17 protein-coding genes are annotated in these 20045 nt (G+C 44.5%); 11 read left to right on the plus strand and 6 right to left on the minus strand.

Going from position 1 to position 20045, the window contains the following annotated elements:
- Positions 1-172 precede the first annotated feature (172 nt).
- Together CXF82_RS21380 and CXF82_RS21385 are read left to right on the plus strand one after the other, a co-directional pair.
- The gene (locus CXF82_RS21380; RefSeq protein WP_101090077.1) at positions 173-1555 is read left to right on the plus strand and encodes a sigma-54-dependent transcriptional regulator; all 1383 of its coding nucleotides are present in this window, start codon (positions 173-175) and stop codon (positions 1553-1555) included.
- 22 nt (positions 1556-1577) lie between these two features.
- On the plus strand, positions 1578-3713 hold the full coding sequence (locus CXF82_RS21385) for a sensor histidine kinase (protein ID WP_102044910.1): 2136 nt from the start codon (positions 1578-1580) through the stop codon (positions 3711-3713).
- Between the two features lie 866 nt (positions 3714-4579).
- Here the strand turns inward: CXF82_RS21385 and CXF82_RS21390 are convergent.
- Positions 4580-5239, minus strand: coding sequence for a 7-cyano-7-deazaguanine/7-aminomethyl-7-deazaguanine transporter (locus CXF82_RS21390; RefSeq protein WP_101090075.1), 660 nt, complete (start codon positions 5237-5239; stop codon positions 4580-4582).
- A 220-nt stretch (positions 5240-5459) separates the two neighbouring features.
- On the minus strand, positions 5460-6818 hold the full coding sequence (locus CXF82_RS21395) for an isochorismate synthase (RefSeq protein WP_102044911.1): 1359 nt from the start codon (positions 6816-6818) through the stop codon (positions 5460-5462).
- Between the two features lie 430 nt (positions 6819-7248).
- Between CXF82_RS21395 and CXF82_RS21400 the strand changes: the two genes are divergently transcribed.
- The 9 genes from CXF82_RS21400 to CXF82_RS22430 all read left to right on the plus strand — a co-directional run bounded on the left by CXF82_RS21400 (position 7249) and on the right by CXF82_RS22430 (position 15545).
- A complete protein-coding gene (locus CXF82_RS21400; RefSeq protein ID WP_102044912.1) occupies positions 7249-9282 on the plus strand; it encodes a TonB-dependent receptor plug domain-containing protein in 2034 nt (677 codons plus the stop codon).
- A 17-nt stretch (positions 9283-9299) separates the two neighbouring features.
- Positions 9300-10673 (plus strand): ATP-binding cassette domain-containing protein, encoded by a 1374-nt coding sequence (locus CXF82_RS21405; protein WP_102044913.1) that lies wholly within the window; start codon positions 9300-9302, stop codon positions 10671-10673.
- Positions 10663-11349, plus strand: coding sequence for an energy-coupling factor transporter transmembrane component T (locus CXF82_RS21410; protein WP_102044914.1), 687 nt, complete (start codon positions 10663-10665; stop codon positions 11347-11349). The genes CXF82_RS21405 and CXF82_RS21410 overlap by 11 nt, the downstream gene beginning before the upstream one ends.
- Positions 11346-11891 (plus strand): core component of ECF transporter, encoded by a 546-nt coding sequence (locus CXF82_RS21415; protein ID WP_102044915.1) that lies wholly within the window; start codon positions 11346-11348, stop codon positions 11889-11891. The genes CXF82_RS21410 and CXF82_RS21415 overlap by 4 nt, the downstream gene beginning before the upstream one ends.
- Positions 11892-11931: 40 nt before the next feature.
- Positions 11932-12690, plus strand: a complete 759-nt coding sequence (locus CXF82_RS21420) for a DNA-binding protein (RefSeq protein ID WP_102044916.1) — start codon at positions 11932-11934, stop codon at positions 12688-12690.
- A gap of 8 nt (positions 12691-12698) precedes the next feature.
- The gene (locus tag CXF82_RS21425) at positions 12699-12923 is read left to right on the plus strand and encodes a hypothetical protein (protein ID WP_102044917.1); all 225 of its coding nucleotides are present in this window, start codon (positions 12699-12701) and stop codon (positions 12921-12923) included.
- Positions 12924-13182: 259 nt separating this feature from the next.
- Positions 13183-14379 (plus strand): HD-GYP domain-containing protein, encoded by a 1197-nt coding sequence (locus tag CXF82_RS21430; RefSeq protein ID WP_101090067.1) that lies wholly within the window; start codon positions 13183-13185, stop codon positions 14377-14379.
- Positions 14380-14561: 182 nt separating this feature from the next.
- Positions 14562-15278, plus strand: a complete 717-nt coding sequence (locus CXF82_RS21435) for a DJ-1/PfpI family protein (RefSeq protein ID WP_232775014.1) — start codon at positions 14562-14564, stop codon at positions 15276-15278.
- Positions 15279-15395: 117 nt separating this feature from the next.
- Positions 15396-15545, plus strand: coding sequence for a hypothetical protein (locus CXF82_RS22430; protein WP_180961128.1), 150 nt, complete (start codon positions 15396-15398; stop codon positions 15543-15545).
- 17 nt (positions 15546-15562) lie between these two features.
- On the opposite strand, the gene CXF82_RS21440 is transcribed toward CXF82_RS22430, so the two are convergent.
- From CXF82_RS21440 to CXF82_RS21455, 4 genes are all read right to left on the minus strand, one after another.
- On the minus strand, positions 15563-16495 hold the full coding sequence (locus CXF82_RS21440) for a YeiH family protein (protein ID WP_101090066.1): 933 nt from the start codon (positions 16493-16495) through the stop codon (positions 15563-15565).
- A 221-nt stretch (positions 16496-16716) separates the two neighbouring features.
- Positions 16717-18072 (minus strand): glutathione-disulfide reductase, encoded by a 1356-nt coding sequence (gorA, locus tag CXF82_RS21445; RefSeq protein WP_101090065.1) that lies wholly within the window; start codon positions 18070-18072, stop codon positions 16717-16719.
- A gap of 344 nt (positions 18073-18416) precedes the next feature.
- Positions 18417-18884 carry a hypothetical protein gene (locus CXF82_RS21450; protein ID WP_102039939.1) on the minus strand — a complete coding sequence of 156 codons (468 nt, stop codon included), beginning with the start codon at positions 18882-18884 and terminating at the stop codon, positions 18417-18419.
- A 112-nt stretch (positions 18885-18996) separates the two neighbouring features.
- Positions 18997-19782 carry a hypothetical protein gene (locus tag CXF82_RS21455; protein WP_101090063.1) on the minus strand — a complete coding sequence of 262 codons (786 nt, stop codon included), beginning with the start codon at positions 19780-19782 and terminating at the stop codon, positions 18997-18999.
- Between the last annotated feature and the right edge of the window lie 263 nt (positions 19783-20045).

Below are 20045 nucleotides of genomic sequence, written 5' to 3' on the forward strand. Positions count from 1 at the left end.
ATGATTTTGTATCACATCAGTCGTTTAAGTGTGAGCTTGCTCCCATGCTTATCCAAAATCATTCAGACAATATGTCCCAACATCACTAAACCGTGGTTCATAGTGACCTATTTTTACCACTTAGGTGTTAGACTTTATTCATTATGAGTCAAAATGTCCTGTTTAAGACAAGATGAACCAGAGAGTAAATGATATGAAGCCACTTCCTTCCGCTGTATCGGTACTAATTGTTGACGATGAGCCTGGTATGCGCAGTTTTTTGAAAAAGGCACTCGCCAAGAAATTTGCATTGGTAGAAACCGCTTCCAGTGTTGAGGATGCAGAACAACTGCGCTCGCGTTGTCATTTTGATCTGCTGATTGTCGATATTCGCTTACCTGGCCGATCAGGTATTGAATGGCATGAAGCGCTCAATGATCAAGAGAGACGTTCTGACATCATCTTTATGACGGGTTATGCCGATATGGACGTAGCCATCAAAGCACTTCGTGCTGGCGCGTCAGACTTTATTATGAAACCCTTCCATCTCGAGCAAATGATGAAAGCGGTTGACCGCTGTATTGAGCGACGCTTATTGAAGCGTGAAAATTTAATGCTGCGCCGTGAAGTCTCATTCAATCAGTCGTCCACCATTATTGGCCAAAGCGATGCCATGACTGAGGTCAAAGATGTCATTGCGCGCGTCGCACCGACGAATGCCGTAGTGTTAATCGAAGGTGAGTCGGGAACCGGCAAAGAGCTGGTGGCTAGACAATTACACATATTAAGCGGACGCCAGGGGCCATTTGTCCCGGTCAATTGTGGTGCGATAGCGCCAGAGCTGCTTGAGAGTGAATTATTTGGTCATTCTGCAGGCGCATTTACGGGGGCAAAGGGGAACCGTGAAGGACTGTTTAGCTTTGCTTCGGGTGGCACTCTTTTCCTTGATGAAATCGGTGAGATGCCGTTAAAAATGCAAACTGCTTTACTGCGCGTATTAGAGCAGAAAACCATAAGACCCGTGGGCAGTGAGAAAGAGATCAATATTGATGTCCGAGTGCTTGCAGCGACTAATCGTAAGTTATCTGAAGAGGTCGAGGCGGGTAATTTTAGACGTGATCTTTACTATCGCTTAAATGTCCTCGATATAGTCATTCCGCCACTACGAGATAGACCGGAAGATATCGTTGAGCTGACACATCACTTTACCTGCCAATTGGCCGCGGAACTTGGGGTAAAAGAGGTGGTTTGGAGTCATGAAGATTTGCTTAAACTACAACAACACGAATGGCCTGGTAATATCCGCGAGCTGCGTAATATGATTGAACGCTGTATATTACTCGGTAAACCACCTGCCGAGTACTGGAAAGCTCAGCCTAAGGCTGAGATGGTTGTCGAATCAGGCTATCCGCTGCAATGGGCCTTGAAGGATGTTGAGCGTGACCACGTGACTCGAGTTGTGGATATACACGGTGGTAATAAATCAGCGGCAGCCAGAGATCTTGGCGTGTCGCGTAAAACGCTAGACCGCAAGTACAAAGAGTGGTTTGGCGGCGAAAAGAACATTGAAGAATAACGCGTTAGTCAGGAGAGTTTAGGTGTCATTTTTTTCCAATATATTCGGTGTTAGCTGGCAGCAGATGCAGGCAAAGGTGCGCTATCGCATTCTTATTCTGACCCTGCTACCGATTTTGTTAACACTGGTTAGCCTAGTGTTTATTACCATCTATTGGAATATAAGCTACACAGGAAAGCAGCTCTTTATGAAAGTAAAAGCTGATTTAACGGTGGCTAACAATACCCTTATTTCAGTGCAAACCATTCAAGAGAAGCAACTTGAACTGGTAATGGAATCCTGGGCATTTCAAAATGACTTCAGAAAGCTAAATTTCAATGGGAAATTGACTAGAGAAGAGCTGAGACAGCAACTCACTTTGGCTAAAGTTGATATCGATTTAGACTTCTTACGTTTGATCACTGTCGCTGAAGCGGCGGCAGACCCTGACATACGCCAAATGTTACCTCATATTGAGGGTCACGAACCATTTTCTGGGTTAATGGTGTTATCACCCAGTCGCCTTTCTCGTATTGATCCTGTTCTGGCGGAACAAGCCAAAGTGACGGTGATGAAAACGCAAAGAGCGATGGAGCCAGTCAAGACGGAAGAGAAGCGCGGTTTATTAAGTCGTTCATTGCTGCCTATCCCGGACGCATCAGGCAATGTGGCTTGGTACTTAGATGGTGGTATTTTATTAAATCGAGATAGTCGTATTGTCGACCATATTCGTGATCTCGTTTATGACAAGGGAACATTGCCCGATCGCTCCATCGGCACAGTGACCATCTTTCTCGATAATATCCGTATTAGCACCAACGTCCCGTTGCACTTTTTTCCCAAAGGAGATGAGGAACGTGGCAGAGCACTCGGCAGTTTAGTGTCATCAGAGGTACGTGAAAAAGTCTTAAATCAAGGCCTGTTATGGGTTGATCGCGCCTTTGTATTTAATGACTGGTTTATCTCGGCTTATGCCCCTTTAAAGGACGTGCAAGGTAAACGTATCGGTATGATCTATACCGGATTCTCTGAATCTCCCTTTATCCATAACTATTTACTCAATATTATCGAACTCGGTACTATTTTAATGTTGGTGTTATTGGTTTCTGGCTGGTTGGTTTATCGCGGAGCCTACAGTTTATTGCAACCCATTGAGCGCATCCATCATGTTGTAAAAGCGGTGCAATCTGGGCGTGACTTACGTATTGGTTCATTGGGCCTAGATAGTGGCAATGAGCTGTCGAATCTTGCTGAACAGTTCGACCGTATGCTGGATCTGTTACAACGTCGCAATACTCAGATCCAAGCCGCTGCAGAGCAACTGGAAGTCAAAGTTGAAGAGCGCACTCGCAGCCTGCAGGAAAAAACGGAAGAGCTGCAAGCGAACGTTGCCTTGCTTAATGAAACCCGTCAACAGCTGGTGATCAATGAAAAATTAACCGCGTTAGGTGAGTTGACTGCGGGCATCGCCCACGAAATTAATAACCCTACCGCCGTGATCCTCGGCAACATGGAACTGTTAAAATACGAATTAGGTGATAAGGCTGAAGCCGTCGAAGAAGAGATCGAGTTGGTGATTCAGCAAGTAGGACGTATCAGTACCATTATTCGTAGTTTGTTGCAGTACAGCCGCCCCGGAGAGTTCAACGCCCCGCTGGAAATGCATCAAATTACACCGATTATTGAAGAGATGTTAGTCCTGGTACGTCACTCAATACAAACGCAAAAAGTAACTCTAAGGCAGGAGCTTAATGCGAGTTACCCTGTTCAAGTTAACCGCCCACAATTATTGCAGGTATTGATTAATATTGTGGTCAACGCCGCCCATGCAATTGATGATAAGGGTCAGATATGGATCCGTACATACGACTGGGTACAACGTGGTGAGCTTGTTGGAGTTAAAATAGAGATTGAAGATGAGGGTAAAGGTATTCCCGAAGAGGAACTTAATCGCATTTTTGACCCTTTCTACACCACGCGTAAAGATGGTACTGGTCTAGGACTATCATTAAGCTACGGTATTATTAAGCGTATTGGTGGCACTATTGAAGTGAGTTCAACGGTAGGTAAAGGCAGTTTGTTCACTATTGGTTTGTATCATACCGCGGTAGAAGAACAGACAAATACCCCCTACGAAGGCTTACAATTACACGGCCATCGCCCCGAGTTCGAGGAATAATCCGCTCAGTGCCAGCATTTAAATAATGAAAAGTCGGGATAAAAATCCTGGCTAATAAAAAGTGTGTGAGCAATGTGGTGCAGTTTCGGCCCGGTCGGGCTGGAGGGCGAGTCATTATTCACATAGCAAGATTGAAATTTTAGACAAAAAAAAGCCGGGATAAAAATCCCGGCCACAAAAGAGTGTGTGAGCAATGTCGTGCTTTGCAAACTCGGGCTTAAAGGAGATGAGATTCCTTACAGCTTGATGAGTTCTTGGAACGCATCTAAATAATAATCATTATCACTTGGGTCTGCAAGCTTTATTTCTACTCTGCGGTTAATTAATTGAGATAAGCTTACTGCAGTCTATTTATATCCATATTTAACAATGCCTTAAATTACTTTGTGGTGGTAGATATATTAACGCATAAGAATTTAAGGCAAAAAAAAGCCGGGGAATAATTCCCGGCCACTTAAGAGTGTGTGAGCAATGTCGTGCTAAAAACTAATAGAAAACTCGTTGCAGTATAAAGATGATGAGAACTTTATAGATTAACTTGAGTTTTGGAACGCACATTGATAGTAATGATTCTCATTTGTGTTTGCAAGTTTTATTATTAATTTTTATCTCCGAGTCGTTTTTGCAAGTGAGTTTTATTTTACTCAATACCGTTATCCGAGATCTTCTAGAAACATTCCGCCCAGTCAGCTGTAAAATACATCTGCAATTTATTCGTCAATTCTAAGTCGGTGACTTCGCCATCGAGCGAGCATATTTTCCACACTCATTCATTTAGCCTGTTCACCGATAATATCTCTCAAAAAATGAGGTGAAGGTGAATATAAAGGCTAAATTATAGTCAGGCTGCTGAGCCGAGAGTGGCGCTATAGCAGGGTTTTACGACCGGTCTCCTGCAAAATTTTCTCTTGCAGTACTTTTAATAGCAGACCGTAAACCGGTAAAAATAGACCCAGGCTAACGATGAGCTTGAAACCATAATCAACACTGGCAATCTCAGGCCAATTAGCAGCCATAAAACTATCTGTTGAGGCGTAAAAAGCCAGAGAGAAAAAGACGATCGTATCAACAAGGTTGCCTATGATGGTTGAGGCCGCTGGGGCAACCCACCAAGACTTCGTTTGTCTTAACTTGGCAAATACAAAGATATCCATAAGCTGACCTATAAAATAGGCTGCAAAGCTTGCAAAGGCGATACGAAATACAAAGCTGTTGAATTCTAGTAGGGCTGCTGCACCTTGAAAGCTGCCTTGATGGAACACCACACCCATTAAGTAAGAGATGACGAGTGCGGGGAGCATGGCTAGAAAAATAATCTTTCTGGCGGCCTGCTGACCAAAAATTCTGACGGTAAGATCGGTCGCAAGATAAACAAATGGAAAGCTAAAAGCGCCCCATGTGGTATGCAGTTCGAAGATCTGAAAGGGTAATTGCACCAAGTAATTACTGGTACAAATAATCACTATGTGAAAGCCTGCTAAAAGCAGTAACGCGCGGCGAACCTGCGTTGGAGATAACATCAACATCTTGTGGCCTTTTTTAATAAATCGGGCGGGGTGAGGGAACCCGCAATAGCGATAACCGCTATAATTTTACAATTTTTGGTTAGTAAAAATAGTGCGAACCCATAATATGGGGCGGCAAATTATAGAGCAGAATTTTTACAGAGCAAGCAGAAAAGTAATGTGGCGGCTAATTTCCTGCCACATTCGTTGTTCAGTCACTACTTTTGGTTTGGCTGTGGTGTTATAACTCGGTCAATATCGACAGAATAGTGGCTAACTTGTTTTCAAGCTCAGTCCACTCTTTATCCGGCTCAGATCCTGAAACAATACCTGCACCCGCAAATAGGTTAATACGCCCTGGTTCGATAAGTGCACTGCGAATGGCGACGGCAAACTCACTTTCATGCTTATTGAAGTAACCACACGCGCCAGCATACCAGCCTCTAGCATAGCCTTCTTGTTGGCGAATAAAGTTCATTGCCGGTTCTTTAGGGAGGCCACCAACAGCAGGGGTGGGGTGTAGCGCTTGGATCAGTTGAAAGTCATTAACTCCCGCTTTTAACTCAGCTCTAATTGAGCGGTGTAGATGCTGGATATGGCTTAGCTTAAATATGGTTGGAAACTCTTCTGCGCCAACGTAATGGCTTAGTGGACTGAGTACATCTACAATTTGCTGTCTAACCAACTGGTTCTCATGACTGTTCTTGGTATCGTCCAACAACTCCTGTGCCAGTGCCTTGTCTTGCTCTTGATTGATCCCTCTCACCGTTGTGCCAGCAAGCGCTTCAGTAAACAGCTCTCGTTGTCTGCGTCGATATAGACGTTCAGGTGTACAAGAAATAAAAGCACTTTCAGGGGTAAATTGAAAACCAAATTGAAAACTATTTGGATTTCTTCCCTGCCAGCAGGCAAGTAGCATCCAAGGGTCGACTGATTCATTAATCTCAAGTTGAGTTTGACGAGATAGCACGACTTTTGGAGTGTCTTTAATAAATTTTGGATGAGTAACCTGATTAACGAGCTCATTCCAGCGATAGCGATCAGGTTTATCGCTGCGACTCATTAACGCCACTTTATTGGGGGGTGTTAGCGGTTTTGGGTTATCAAGCGCTGCAATCGCTTCCAGTGCAATCGCAATCTCTTCTTCGAGGCTGCTATCGGTAAAGCTAAGGTTAATCAGTAGCTTATATTCATTTCCGCTACGGCGTAATTCAATGCGTGGCAAGATGAAACGTGCCTTGCCAAATTCTGGCCAGCTCTCATTTTTGCGATCAAAAGCAACGCCACCGTAATAACGTATGTCTTGATTATTGGTGAGGGCGCGTTGCTTTTGGTATTCCGCTGACATTTCCAGGTCATCAACATCATCACCAAAAAAGAAATCTTTACAGCAGCCAATGGCGGCGACTTCCTCTTCGGTGTCACGCCCTTTCCAATAGACTCTAGGATAAGTCGATTGCGCTGCGAGCCAAGCAATAACAGGGATCGCCGAAATCGTCACCGACAGCTGAATAATGGGGTCGCTGTGTGGTTGAAGAATAAAAGATGAAAGCTTGTCTGTTAAAGACTTAATAGCATGAGACAGCAAAGGGGCGGCCAATAAATACTCCAAATAGCATTTCGTGTGGGTTGTTTAGAGGTGCTGACCTCTACTTATTAATTAACCCAGTTTCAAATTGGTAATAAGAATCTTTACACAAAGTAATATCCAGTGGGAAGAGTGTCAAGTCGGTTGCTCTACTGCTGTGAGCTATCACTGACTATTTAATCATCATGCTTTAGTTTTGCACTCCGTATTTATCTTGGGTGGTGTGTTAGAGATCCTAGTTTGTTTCTTTTATGGGATTCACTGCGCCTTTTTGTCTGCCCTATCATTATGTGTGGTCAAAATGTCACAGGTGGTATTAGCCTTCTCTTCTATTTGTTCAAATTAGTCGATCTAGGTTGTTATTCCCCTATCTGTTACTTGTGCACGCAGGCTCTCTTTCTGACAATGGCTGCCATTAATGTCGTTAGGATAATGAAAACCAATGAGAAACAAAAATAAAGCCCTGAAACTATCTTCTATTGCGCTGGCACTGAGCTTTAGCTACCAAGTGCAAGCAGATGAGATGGAACGGGACCCTATTCTGAATGTGACCGAAGTGATTGTGGTTCATGGAGAGAAAGCAGCGGTAACAGAATCGGCAACAACTCATTGGAGTCTTAATGAAGATGACATCAAGGCAACTGGCGCTCAGAGTTTAGATCAGTTGCTAAAAAATGTACCAGGGTTATATGTTCGCGTTGGCGGACAGGGCACTCCTCGTGTTGATGTGCGCGGCTTTAAAGCACGGCATGTTATCTACCTGATTAATGGTGTGCCAGCCAATGGCGCTGAAGATGGTCAGTTTGATCCTAGTTTAATTCCAGCAAGTCAGATTAGCTCTGTAGAGGTGTCTGTTGGGCCAACATCAGTACTTTATGGCCCTGGTGGCGCGGGCGGTGTGATTAATATCATTACCAAACAAGGTGGAGATGCTCCTCGTTTATCAGGACGCTTAGAAGCGGCCCAAGACAACACGTTCAACGGTGACATCAGCGCTGCAGGCAGCGGTGACAACTGGCAAGGATTAATCAACTACAGTCGACAGCAAACTGATGGTTGGTCTATGTCGAGTGATTATGACGATACCGAGTATCAGCAAGGTGATTTACGTGAGAATGCCGATAAAACCTTAGATAATCTTTATGCTCAAGCGAGCTATTTGCTCAATGATAATACCCAGTTCATGGCGAATATGAGTTTTCGTCAAGGTGAGTGGGGTAAGCCCAGTCGAGATGGTACCGGCACTGGCAGTGTAAAATTCGAAAGAGTTGATGACTACCAAGCTAAGACATTCCAACTAGGTCTAGCACATAAATTCAATTCAATGTTCACATTGCGTGGCTTTGCTTATCACAATCAGAGTGACGTATTAGAAACCCAATACAAAGATGATAGCTATCAAGCAGTCAAAGCTCAGCAAGATGGCCGATCTACAGTCCAAGGGGCTAATCTGCAGTTTATTTCGAATTTTGATGAAGCGGGTATTTTAACCACAGCATTCATTGCTGAGAAGCAGAGCTGGGAATCGAGTGCGATCAAGAGTAGCAAAACGGATAAAGCCACAAGGAGTGGCGGAAATGATGGTGGCGGTGGCAATGGCGGCGGTAACGGCGGTGGAAATGGAGGCGGTAGTGATAATTTTGATGATGAAGCTTGGCTATACACCACAGCGCTAGAGTATCAATACCAAGGTGATAATTACGGCGTCACATTGGGCGGTGCATTTCACGACCAAGACCGTGTCTCAGAAGTTGAAACAGATTTTTCAGGACAATTATCAGGCTATTGGCAGGCGCTAGAGCATACTCGTATCAATATGGGTATCGCCCGCAAAGTACGCTTCCCGTCTATGCGCAACCTGTATGCACAATCATCAGGTAATGCTGATCTCGAAGCCGAAGTGTCAAAGCACCTAGAGTTGGGGCTACTGCAAGATCTTGGGTACTCAACAGAGCTCAATATTGCAGGCTTTTACACCGATACTGAAGACTATATTGCCAAAGATTTAAGCAGTGTTTATCAAAACATGGGCGATTATAACTTTAAAGGGGTCGATCTGGAGCTAAAGAATAATAGCGTTGATGATCTCTCTATCACTTTTGCTTATAGCTTTTTAGATACAGAAGACAAATCCGCAGTTGCTTCGATGCAGACTCTGGAGTATCGACCGCGGCACAAGCTGCGTTTCCAAGCGCAATACCAATTGCCTTTTGCGATGCGGATAAATCTTAATGCCGAGCGGATCATGGACCAAATCTACTACTCACAACAAAAAGTGGCTGGTCAGAAAATCTTGGTTGAGCAGTCTCTAGGTGATTACACCTTGGTTGATATCAACCTTGTTCAGCCTTTGTTGGATGACAAACTGGAGCTTTACCTAAGAGCCACCAATCTACTCGACGAGAACTACTACCAAAGTGAATCTTTACCGCAGGCCGGTCGCCAAGTGTTTATCGGCATTAATTGGCAGATCTAGGTAACGGGAGCAAATAGATGAATTTAATCGAGCTGAAAGGGATCCATTTTGGCTATGACACCCACCAAGTGGCGATCTTGGATGATCTTCATTTGTCAGTAAATCACGGAGAATGCCATTGTATTAGTGGCGCAACGGGTTGCGGTAAGTCTAGCTTACTGCATCTCATTGCAGGTGAGTTATCGAGACCCTTTGAAGGAGAGATGATTCGACACCCAGCGCTAATGGTGGGGTTAGTGATGCAAGACCCTAATGTGCAGGTGTTACGCCAGAGTGTAGGTGCGGAAATCGCCTTTGCTCTGGAAAACCTCGGCATGCCATCGGTAAAAATGTTAGATAAAGTACAACAAGCACTCAGGCGCGTGGGGCTATATGTCAGTATCGACACGCCTGTCGATGTGTTGTCCCTTGGGCAAAAATACCGTTTGATGTTGGCCGCGCAGTTAGTATTTGAGCCAAACTTACTGTTACTTGACGAGCCTTGGACTCAGTTAGATAACCATGGGGTGCAAGAGCTGTATTTTGTGCTTAAAAATCTATTGAGTGAGGGGGTAGCTATTGTGATGGTAGAACATCATGCCCAAGCTTTTGGCTCGCTAGTTTCCCATCTATGGCAGTTAGAACAGGGTAAATTGGTGGCGGGTTTATATTTACCGTCGGTGCCGCGCGAACACAAACTCAATGCGGCAGCAGCAAAAGTGACGACAAGTGAGAACAGCGCCGAAGAAAGAGTATGTATTGCGCCGCATCGATTTCAATTTACTAGCCGAGAAATATTGTTCCGCTGTGCTCATTCGCTAACGATTAATGCAGGGGAGATGGTCGCGCTCGTGGGGGATAATGGCAGCGGCAAAAGTAGTTTATTAAAAGCGCTTACAGGGATCCAAGCTGATATCGGTCAACTGCCATTATCGTTACTGGGTAAGCGCCCTAAGTTGGGTATATACGGGGCAAATGTGTGCCTGCTACTGCAAAGGCCCAGTCGTCAGCTATTTGAACAAACTGTATTGAGCGAAATGCAATTTAGCTTACGCCGATTCAAGCTGCCGCTGTCACGTGCCGAGAGCATGCTAGCGCAACTCTCCTTAATGTATTTAGCGGCGGTATCGCCACACAAATTGAGCTACGGACAGCAACATATTATCGCCCTAGCTTCGCTGGCGTGCCTAAAGCCAAAAGTGTTGCTGCTTGATGACCCTTTTGCTGGGCTCGATAGTGTGCATTGCGAGAAAGTGTGGCAACTGCTGCTGCAATTGCGGCAACAGGGCAGTGCAATCTTACTGACTTCTCACCGAGAAGTGCCACAGGATAATGTGGACCATGTCTGGCATATCGAAGCGGGATTCTTGTTAGATAAGTCACAAACTATGGCGCAGGCCGATGCGGGTTAAACCTCGAACACCAGTTGTAACTGGGAAATGGCATCGTTTGGGGAACGTTCTAAGCGAAACTCACGCTTGTGCACTGGCTTTGTTGTTGAGCATATTGCTTTCTAGTGGCGCTTTTTTGCTGCCGAGCAGTGCGCTGTGGATGTTGGTGGTTGTTAATGGTGGCTTGGTTGCTCACGGGTTGCTACTTAAAAATAAAATAGGCGTGTTACTTCGATTAGCGGCAGTGCAATTTGTCACTACGATGGGACTCTACTATCTGTTTCATGGTGAAAGCCAGCTGCTAGAAGGGGCTGTGGTGGTGCTGAGAGTTTTGTTGGCAATGTTACCCGGCTGGTGGCTTTCAAGTACTCAACGGCCTGAACGTCTTGGAGAGGTATTAAGTTGGGGCTTACCGCATCAATGGGCATTTGTCATTGCGGCATCTCTGAGCTTACTGCCTTTTATGTCACGAGAGTTAAAAGAGATCTATCAGATCCAATGTATGCGCGGCGCAAGAATCACACCTAAAGCGCTGCGAAATCCCCAAAACTGGCCAGAGTTTATTTACTGTGTGCTATTTCCGCTACTTATCCAGTTACTGAAGCTTTCTAAACAGATGGCTATCTCGGCCCAGCTGCGCCATTTTGGCGACGATGTTAAAGCAACACACTGGCCTTCAACAAGAGACTCAAAATGAAACCTCACTTCGAATTGCAAGATGCACTGTTTATTGGATTTTGCGCCACGTTATTAGTGATCTTAAAAAGTATGTTACGACTCAAGCTGGGGCTAAGCGGGCACTCAATGTTTTTGATGACCTTTTTCTATCTACTTTGTTATGGCGCCGTCGGTAGAGTCGGTTGTATCACGGCCTGCGGTTTACTTGCTGGCATCGTCGCCATGATGCTCAGTGTCGGTAAAGGCGGGCCTCTTATTCTACTTAAGTTCGGCTTACCTGCAATGGCAATGGATCTGGCGTTATTGATGATTGCTGGCGTATTTAAGCTGCGCTGGCAATGCGTGATTGTGGCGTTAGTCGGTTGCCTTGCTTGGGCGAGTAAAGGTTGGATTGAGAATATGCTCGCGGGGATGACACAGCAGATTGCGTTAACCAAATTTGCACTTAATTTCTTGCAGGGTAGTGTCTTTGCCATTGGTGCCGCACTCATTGTCCCGACAGTGCTCAGGCGATTGCAGTCACATGATTTATTGCACGACCACCACAAAAACGACACGTAACGAAAAGCCGTTGAAATATGATTATATCTTAGGAGCGTAAATGAAAAGTTGGTTGATCTGCATAGATGACACAGATGATATCGGTACTAAAGGTACTGGGGAGATAGCCGAAGAGATAGCAAACTTGTTGGCAGCGGAGCAATTGAAGACCGCGGCCAGCAGTGACAAGTGCTTAGTGACTCGGCATCAACTCTTTGTCCATCCGGATATCCCCTACACATCGCATAATAGCGCCATGTGTTTTCGGCTTGAAACCGATCTCAGTTTTGCAGCGATTAAGCAAATATGTGTAAGCCATTTACTGGCTGAGTCGGCTGAGGCTGCAGATCCGGGGCTGGCCATTTTAGATATGACATCGATGTATGACATTAACGCGCTTATTGCTTTTGGTCAGTCAACAAAAGAGGCGGTTAAAACAAAATCGCAAGCTTATGAGCTAGCAGCTGAGTTAGGCATTGATTTAACGGAACATGGTGGCACTGGTCAAGGTGTTATTGGGGCGTTAGCGGGACTCGGTCTACGTTTAAGTGGTCAGGACGGACGCGTAAAAGGGCAGCTTGAGTTCGAGCATTATGGTGACGGTTCTACCGAATTTGAGTTGAGTGTTGCAGATATTATATCGATGAGCTCGCTGCAAGCTGTGCTAAGCGACAGTGGTGATCTCTTGTCGATGGATGAGCGTGTATTACTGAGTGGCAAGGTCAAAGCTGTTTATCGGCAGCATATGTTCGCCTTGTTAGTCAGCCAGCACGGAGATGGGTGGGTGAATGCATCGAAACAAACCCTTAAAGCATATTAGAGGTCATTATGGATAAATGGTTTACCTATACTGGGGGGATCTGGCGCTTCAAGTTTGACTCAGAGGCGTACTTTATCTCCCGAGAAGCTGCGCAGCAGTGTTGCCACTTTGTGGAAGACGATGAAGATGAACAGATCGATGACCATTTACGTTCGTGCTACAACTGCCTTTATCGTCGCTGGCGTCCAAATGGGTTCGATTGTTATAAAAAAGATTATGCTGTTAAGGAGTGATATGTACTAATTTCAGTGTGATATATAGCGTATCTAACTAATTAATAGCTATTTTTGACTTCCCCCCGTATTACCCGAGTGTTTTAGTTGGCTTTAACTGTGGTGCTTTGTTAGCACTCAGAATAGAATGTGCGCCTCTACCCAAAATAATAATTAGAAGCTGAATGTAACTTCAGCAACATTCAGCCAACAGTCAGTAGAGGAAGCGCTTTTACACTCGAGTGCTTTGAACATTTTGTCATCCGGGGACGAAGAGATAATGGGTGATTCAATTGAATCAAAAAATCTAATTAAAGTACCTGTCGCAAAATTAGGCGTAGGTATGTTTGTCGAATCTATCGACAGCGCCAAAGGACACGTGAGTATTGCTAACGCAGGTCAAATCCGCAGCAAAGAAGCGATTACCAAATTGCTGCGCAGCGGGATTACCCATGTGTGGGTTAATGCTGAGCGTTCGTCAGTTGATTGTGGTTTGAATCGGCCAAATTTAAAGTCGACTTCCGTGGTCAAACCTGTGGCTAAAAGGGTCATAAAAGACCGAGCTACCACTCAAAATAAAGCAAAAGAGTTAATGGTTGAGGCAAAAGATCTTATCCAAAAAGTGCTGTCTGAAACCTTTGAGGGCAAAGCGGTAGAGGTTGGGCCTTTTGAAGTGCTGGCCGATAATATGATTGAATCGGTATTGCTCGATGCTGATGCTTTAAAATGCGTATCAGCCCTTCGTTCAAAAGACGCTTACCTGCTAGAACATTCCATCAATGTGGCATTTTTGCTGGTAACGTTTGGCCGTTATCTGAAATTTGATACTGATATGCTACGTAAATTGGCGGTGGGTGGCATTTTGCATGATATCGGTAAAATCAAAGTCGATAGCGCTATTCTCAACAAGCCTGGTAAGTTAACCGCCGAAGAGTTTGAGCACGTTAAATTACATCAAACGTTTGCGGTCGAGATCATGGATAACACCGCTGGCCTTTCGCAGGTGAGTAAAGACATCAGCTTGATGCACCACGAAAAGCTCGATGGTAAGGGTTATCCGCGCGGGCTAAAGGGCGATGAGATCCCGATTCATGGCCGTATGAGCTGTATCGTCGATATCTTCGATGCGTTAACCGCAGCTCGCTGCTATAAAGAAGCGATGAGTCCGGCTGCTGCGTTTAAAATTCTACTGAGTTTAACGCCATTTCATTTAGATCAAGCTCTGGTGTACGATTTTATTCGTTGTGTTGGTGTTTACCCCGTAGGCTCATTAGTGGAGTTATCTGATGGCCGAGTTGGTATTGTATGGGAAGCTAAAAACCGCGATGCACTGCATCCAAAGGTGAAGTGTTTTTATTCAAATAAACATAAGTACTACACTGGAGTGACGATGGTTGATTTGCTTAAATCCGATCTCAATATTGAGAAAGGGATCTCGCCAAGTAGCTTAGAGATAGATCCAACGCCTTTCTATTAAACGATGACTTATTTTTAAAGAGCTAAAAAAGCGCCATTCATGGCGCTTTTTTGTGACCAGAGCTTTACTTAGCTTTCGGCTTTTTTGATCTACCTCTGCTATTTGTTATTTAAGCCACTCTTTACTTAACTATCATTGAATTAAGTCATAAGCCGGCATTCTAACCAAAAGAATGGATAGCAGTGGATGATGAACAGATGCTTAAACGTAGACAATTTCTAAAGATGAGTTCGGTGGTCGTTGCGTCGAGTTTATTCGCTTTTCCAGCGGCAGCAGGCACGACAACAAGGCTATTTCAAAAAAAACGCTATCGCGTATTAGCTTTAGTATTTGACGATTATGAAACACTAGACCTACATGGCCCCATCGAAATGCTTGGCCATATGCCAAATGTAGAGATAAAGCTGGTGGGGCCGACTGAGTTGGTTAGAAGTTATCAAGGGCCAAGGGTGGTGGCTGATGCTTTAATAGATAGCACTTATGAATGTGACTTGTTATTAATCCCTGGCGGACTAGGTACGCGAAAATTAGTTGACGACGAGCGTATGATCCAATGGCTCACGGCGCAGCTTGCCAACAGTAAAAAAGTATTTTCGGTTTGTACGGGTTCGGCATTGTTGGCAAAAACATCAAGTTTAGATGGCGTTAAGGCGACCACTAACAAAATGGCCTTTAAGTGGGTGACCTCATTGGGCGCTAAAGTGCATTGGCAGTCTCAGGCGCGTTGGGTCGATGACGGGAAGTTTTTAACCTCGTCAGGCGTCTCCGCAGGTACTGATGCCGCTCTGTATTGGGTAAAGCAATTACATGGTGAAGCAGAGGCTAGACGTATTGAAACGCTAACCGAGTACCATTGGGTTGATGACAGTAAGAATGATCCTTACGCCGTTACTTTATAAATAAATGATATAGCCTTAGCTGAAAAAGCTATTAAATAGTAATAAAGGATATTGGCAGGAATTGCGAACGTCCTCAATAATTGCGATTGGTTCAGAACGCAAATTGGGGGAGTTCGCATGAATAAAGGGTTAATCTTACTGTGTTGTCTGCTATTAATCAGTGCTTCACTCATGACGTCAGGGTTGACGCGGGCACTTATTGATCTCGGTGCTTTTAGTGGTCTACTTTGGATTGTATTTCGCAACCAAAATAGTATGCCAAACTAATATAATCGGCACTCGCTTCAATAGAGAATATATCCTAACGAACTCGTACCAATCGCCAGCCATAGCAGTGAACCCAGCACCAGTGGTTTCGGGCCTGTGGCTTTCATCTTCTTGATTGTAATCCCTGCACCAATTAAAAATAAGCACACCACCAATAAGCGTTTCGACGCCTCAAACGCGACCTCATAAAAAGCCTCTCCCTGGGGGATCCAATAAGCAATTGAGATGGTTAAACAGTAAAAACCAATAAAGTAGGGAATGGTAATTTTTTTCTTATCGCCACTAAAGAACATGGCACTCAGTAATGCGATAGGAACGATCCATAAAGCCCTAGCAAGCTTAATGGTTGTCGCCGTCGTGAGTGCTTCATTACCATAGGCGGATGCCGCCCCAACCACTGAAGATGTATCGTGTATCGCTATTGCACTCCATACGCCAAACTCATGTTGCGTCATCGATAATGCATGGCCAATGGCAGGAAATAAAAATAGCGCAACAGAGTTAAGAATAAACACGGTAGCCAGCGCAATCGCCGCCTGTTCGTTGCTTGCTTTAATGGCGGGTGCAACTGCGGCTATCGCACTACCACCACAAATTGCCGTGCCTGAGGCGATCAAATAGCCTGTCTTTCTATCAAATTTAAGCAGCCGAGTGAGTACAACACCTAAAACTAAGGTGAAAATAATCGACCCTACAATTAAGGGAAGGTTGTCTAAACTGACCGAAATGGCAGTGTCGAGCTGAATGCCAAAGCCGAGGCCGACAATTGAAAATGCTAATAGTTTTTTGGTCAATTTAGCGAGAATGAGTTGCTCAGGCGCCCAGCCAATGCTAGCAAGGGTAAAGCCTAGAATAAGTGCAACAGGAGAGGAGATCATCGGCAGCAAACAAAGTAAGCCAGCTAGGGTAAACAGGGTGAGTTGTGTTCGAGGCTGGTTCAAAATGGTCATTAAACAGAACTTACGTTAGGTGTCGGTTGCAATTTAGCCGCCGAGTATAACGCTTATTTTGATTTTGATAAATTAAATACTGCTTATTGTCAGTTTAGCAACGTTGAATGTAAGTGTGTTGGGGACATAAAAAATCCGAAGCTGTTGTCAACTTCGGATTGTTTTTTTACAGGCTCTGGTAACGGAATGGGTAGCCAGTAATTGCACTTTAATTCAATAGCTTAGCGCATGGTGACGAACTCTTCAGACCCTGTTGGATGAATCGCAACAACAGAATCAAAGTCTGCTTTAGTTGCGCCCATCTTCATTGCCACACCAAAGCCTTGAAGGATTTCATCCATACCAAAACCAATGCCATGGATACCCACTACCACTTCATCTTCGCCGGCACAAATCAACTTCATTTTGCAGGCTTCGCGGTGTGCCGTAATAGCGGTATACATTGAGGTAAAGCCAGAGGTATATACTTTAACGTTATCTTTACCAAATTTATCATCCGCTTCAGGCTCAGTAAGCCCCATAGTGCCAATGGGTGGATGACTGAATACCACTGTTGGAATAACACTGTAATCCATTTTGGCATTTGGCATGTTGCCAAATAGGCGCTCTGATAATAAACGGCCTGCTTTTACTGCGACAGGGGTAAGCTCTACGCCACCTTCCATTATGTCGCCAACGCAGTAAATACCTTTTGCTGTGGTATTTTGCTGTTCGTCAGTGACCACATAGCCTTTTTTATTAAGCTTAACATCGGTATTTTCAAGGCCGATGTTGCCAGTAGAAGGTGAGCGACCAATGGCCCAGATTAAACTGTCTACGGTAATGCTTTCGCCATTTTCAAGCTCTAGTGTCAGGCTGCTATCAGTATTTTTAACCACGGCTTTTGGAATGCTGTGGGTGTGTAATGTCGGTCCATTGATTTTCATCGCTTCAACTAGGGTGTCAGTCAAAATGGGATCGAAGTTACGAAGAGGAGCATGTTTGCGAACTAATAAGTGAGTTTCGCTGCCTAACGCATGTAATACGCCTGCGAGCTCAACGGCAATATAACCAGCGCCAACAACTGCAACACGCTTTGGTTGTTCACGCAGCGCAAAGAACCCGTCTGAGTCAATGCCGTATTCAGCACCTGGGATAGTTGGAATCGTTGGTGCACCGCCTGTAGCGATAAGGATATGATCGGCTGTGTAGTGCTCACCATCAACTTCAATAGTATTAGCATTAACGAACTTACCGTAACCATTTAGCAGTGTGACGTTATTACTCGCAAAACCACGTCCGTAAGCATCATGGATTCGACCAATATAAGCTTCACGGTTATCAACTAATGTGCTCCAGTTAAAGTTATTAACGGTTACGTCAAAACCATAATCTTTAGCGAATAAATGCATAGATTCAGCGATATGAGCACCATACCACATGACTTTTTTAGGTACACAGCCCACATTTACGCAAGTGCCGCCAACGTGTTTTGCTTCAATTACCAATACTTTTGCGCCGCGCATTGCTGCACGATTACCTGAAGCAATACCGCCGCTACCAGCGCCAAGACAGATATAATCAAAATGTTGAGCCATGTGTATCTCCAAAAAAGTTACTTACTGACAAAAGCAAAATAGGGCAGAGGCTTTTGTTCCTGTGTATACGACTATGACGCACTTCGAGTTAAAAAGACGATAGTGTGCCTAGTATTTATGGGGGTGCATCGATATTGCACCATTGTAGATTGAAAAATTTATTTGAACCAGATCAAATATTTTAAGCATCCGCTTTGAACTTAGTCATTGATATTGGGACGCGTCAGCACTATTTCAATGCTTTGTCGTCAGTTCAACATGATGTGACAAAGCCACTTTAGCAGCTTAAACCTGATGATAAGACCTAGTTTTGGAACAGGATATTACAACAATATTTATCTCTGTTAGCGCCGATATTGGCAGCTATGATGATCACTTTGATTTGGCCCTTCTATGCCACACTTAAGGCATTCCCATTCATCTTGCCTAGCATTCAGTTCATGCTGGAGGTGCATGTTGCGATGATTGATACCAAGGCTTACGTTTTTCTCTAGTAAAGTCATGCGGCTATTCAGCCAGCGACAACCGGCGTCATTAGCCACCTTTTTACGGCTTGCCAATTGTTGCTTGCGGCTAACCTTCTTGAGTTTAGCTTTCGATTTTGGTTTTGATGGTTGACCCACGCGAGTTGTTTTTTTTTGCTTAACCGGCGTGTAGCTCAGTGCGGTTTTAGGCTGTGTGGGGATCAACAATGGCTGACCTTTATCGTCCAGTACCGTGCCTAAAGGCAGCGACGGTGAGTCATTTGCAAGACTGCAAGGGCTGATAAGGATTAGTGCACAGGCGATGTGTCGATAGGGGCTGAGTAACATTCCTTGTCCTCTGAGTTAGACACCATTTTCAATCCTTTGAAAGTGGTCATTTATGTTGGTTTTTATCGGGCCATTAGCAATAAACTATAGTTCAATTTTAAGTGTTCTGGCGTTAGAAGCTCCAGCTTAAATGAATACCTGCATAGGTTTCGTCTAAGCTAGCAGTAGTATTGTTATTTCGCGCTTCGAGTTTTATGTCTTCTTGAGCAATACTGTGACTAACATGGCCTGATAGCACCCACTGATTAGGCAGCTGATACTCTGCTTCAATGCCCAATTGGAAGTGATTAGCACCGTCATGCTCTTCGCTGACATATTGAAAATCGAAACCTTGGGTGATGTATGGAGAGACGCTGAAGTTTGGTGTCAGCTCCCAATTACTGTGTATACTTACTTCGACGAAATAGCCTGCAGCTTCCGTAGAATATGTATAGCTCACGGAAGGCACTAACCAATCAACGGCGGCGTACTCCAGTATGCCAAAGAGTTCGTTATCATGGGCGCGTTCGTCACCGTAAAACTCTAAACGTTGGTAACCGACACTGCCGCCTAGGTTGTCGGTTAAGTTGAAAGCATACTCTACCCCCACGTTCCACTCGGTATAGTGCTGGCTATCACCACGTCCGACAGTCGCGTATAGGTTAAAATTGTTTCTTTGTACAGCAGCGGTTGCCCAATAGATACCGCCTTGGTCGAGATTATTTCGACCTTCTGAAATGTAGCTAGAGTCCCAACCAAGGTCAAAAAGCGCATGAACTTGTCCACTATCATCTAACGGCAGTTTTTCAATAATTTTAGTATTGTGTGAGTCATCGATATTAGACGCTGCATCGGCTAATACAACAGATGATCCGATTAATAGTGGGATCATGGCGATAAGTTGCAGTGCTTTTCTCATTACAAGACTCAGTATTTAGCAGGAAGTGAAAATCCCATACATCATAATTTTTACGCCGTAAATGTAAATGATAACAAGTTGTATTTGCGAAGTGGTTTGCAATACCAATACGGAGCGGGGTTTATACGGCTGGAATATGACCTTCATCAAGGAAATGAGCGTTTTTTACTGCTAGAAAACCCTCGAAGCATAAGTTTTATTGCCAATTCATTGAATATTGCCTTCTTAACCCCTATCTCTTAATTATCAACATAGAATGTTAA

It is taken from the genome of Shewanella sp. GutDb-MelDb (genome assembly GCF_002836075.1).
Taxonomy (GTDB): domain Bacteria; phylum Pseudomonadota; class Gammaproteobacteria; order Enterobacterales; family Shewanellaceae; genus Shewanella.

Excerpts from the sequence above, each read along its gene's own strand:
- CXF82_RS21380 (WP_101090077.1), top strand. The coding sequence starts at position 173 with ATGAACCAGAGAGTAAATGATATGAAGCCACTTCCTTCCGCTGTATCG.
- CXF82_RS21390 (WP_101090075.1), bottom strand. The coding sequence starts at position 5,239 with ATGTTGATGTTATCTCCAACGCAGGTTCGCCGCGCGTTACTGCTTTTA.
- CXF82_RS21400 (WP_102044912.1), top strand. The coding sequence starts at position 7,249 with ATGAGAAACAAAAATAAAGCCCTGAAACTATCTTCTATTGCGCTGGCA.
- CXF82_RS21405 (WP_102044913.1), top strand. The coding sequence starts at position 9,300 with ATGAATTTAATCGAGCTGAAAGGGATCCATTTTGGCTATGACACCCAC.
- CXF82_RS21410 (WP_102044914.1), top strand. The coding sequence starts at position 10,663 with ATGCGGGTTAAACCTCGAACACCAGTTGTAACTGGGAAATGGCATCGT.
- CXF82_RS21415 (WP_102044915.1), top strand. The coding sequence starts at position 11,346 with ATGAAACCTCACTTCGAATTGCAAGATGCACTGTTTATTGGATTTTGC.
- CXF82_RS21420 (WP_102044916.1), top strand. The coding sequence starts at position 11,932 with ATGAAAAGTTGGTTGATCTGCATAGATGACACAGATGATATCGGTACT.
- CXF82_RS21425 (WP_102044917.1), top strand. The coding sequence starts at position 12,699 with ATGGATAAATGGTTTACCTATACTGGGGGGATCTGGCGCTTCAAGTTT.
- CXF82_RS21430 (WP_101090067.1), top strand. The coding sequence starts at position 13,183 with ATGGGTGATTCAATTGAATCAAAAAATCTAATTAAAGTACCTGTCGCA.
- CXF82_RS22430 (WP_180961128.1), top strand. The coding sequence starts at position 15,396 with ATGAATAAAGGGTTAATCTTACTGTGTTGTCTGCTATTAATCAGTGCT.
- CXF82_RS21440 (WP_101090066.1), bottom strand. The coding sequence starts at position 16,495 with ATGACCATTTTGAACCAGCCTCGAACACAACTCACCCTGTTTACCCTA.
- gorA (WP_101090065.1), bottom strand. The coding sequence starts at position 18,072 with ATGGCTCAACATTTTGATTATATCTGTCTTGGCGCTGGTAGCGGCGGT.
- CXF82_RS21450 (WP_102039939.1), bottom strand. The coding sequence starts at position 18,884 with ATGTTACTCAGCCCCTATCGACACATCGCCTGTGCACTAATCCTTATC.
- CXF82_RS21455 (WP_101090063.1), bottom strand. The coding sequence starts at position 19,782 with ATGAGAAAAGCACTGCAACTTATCGCCATGATCCCACTATTAATCGGA.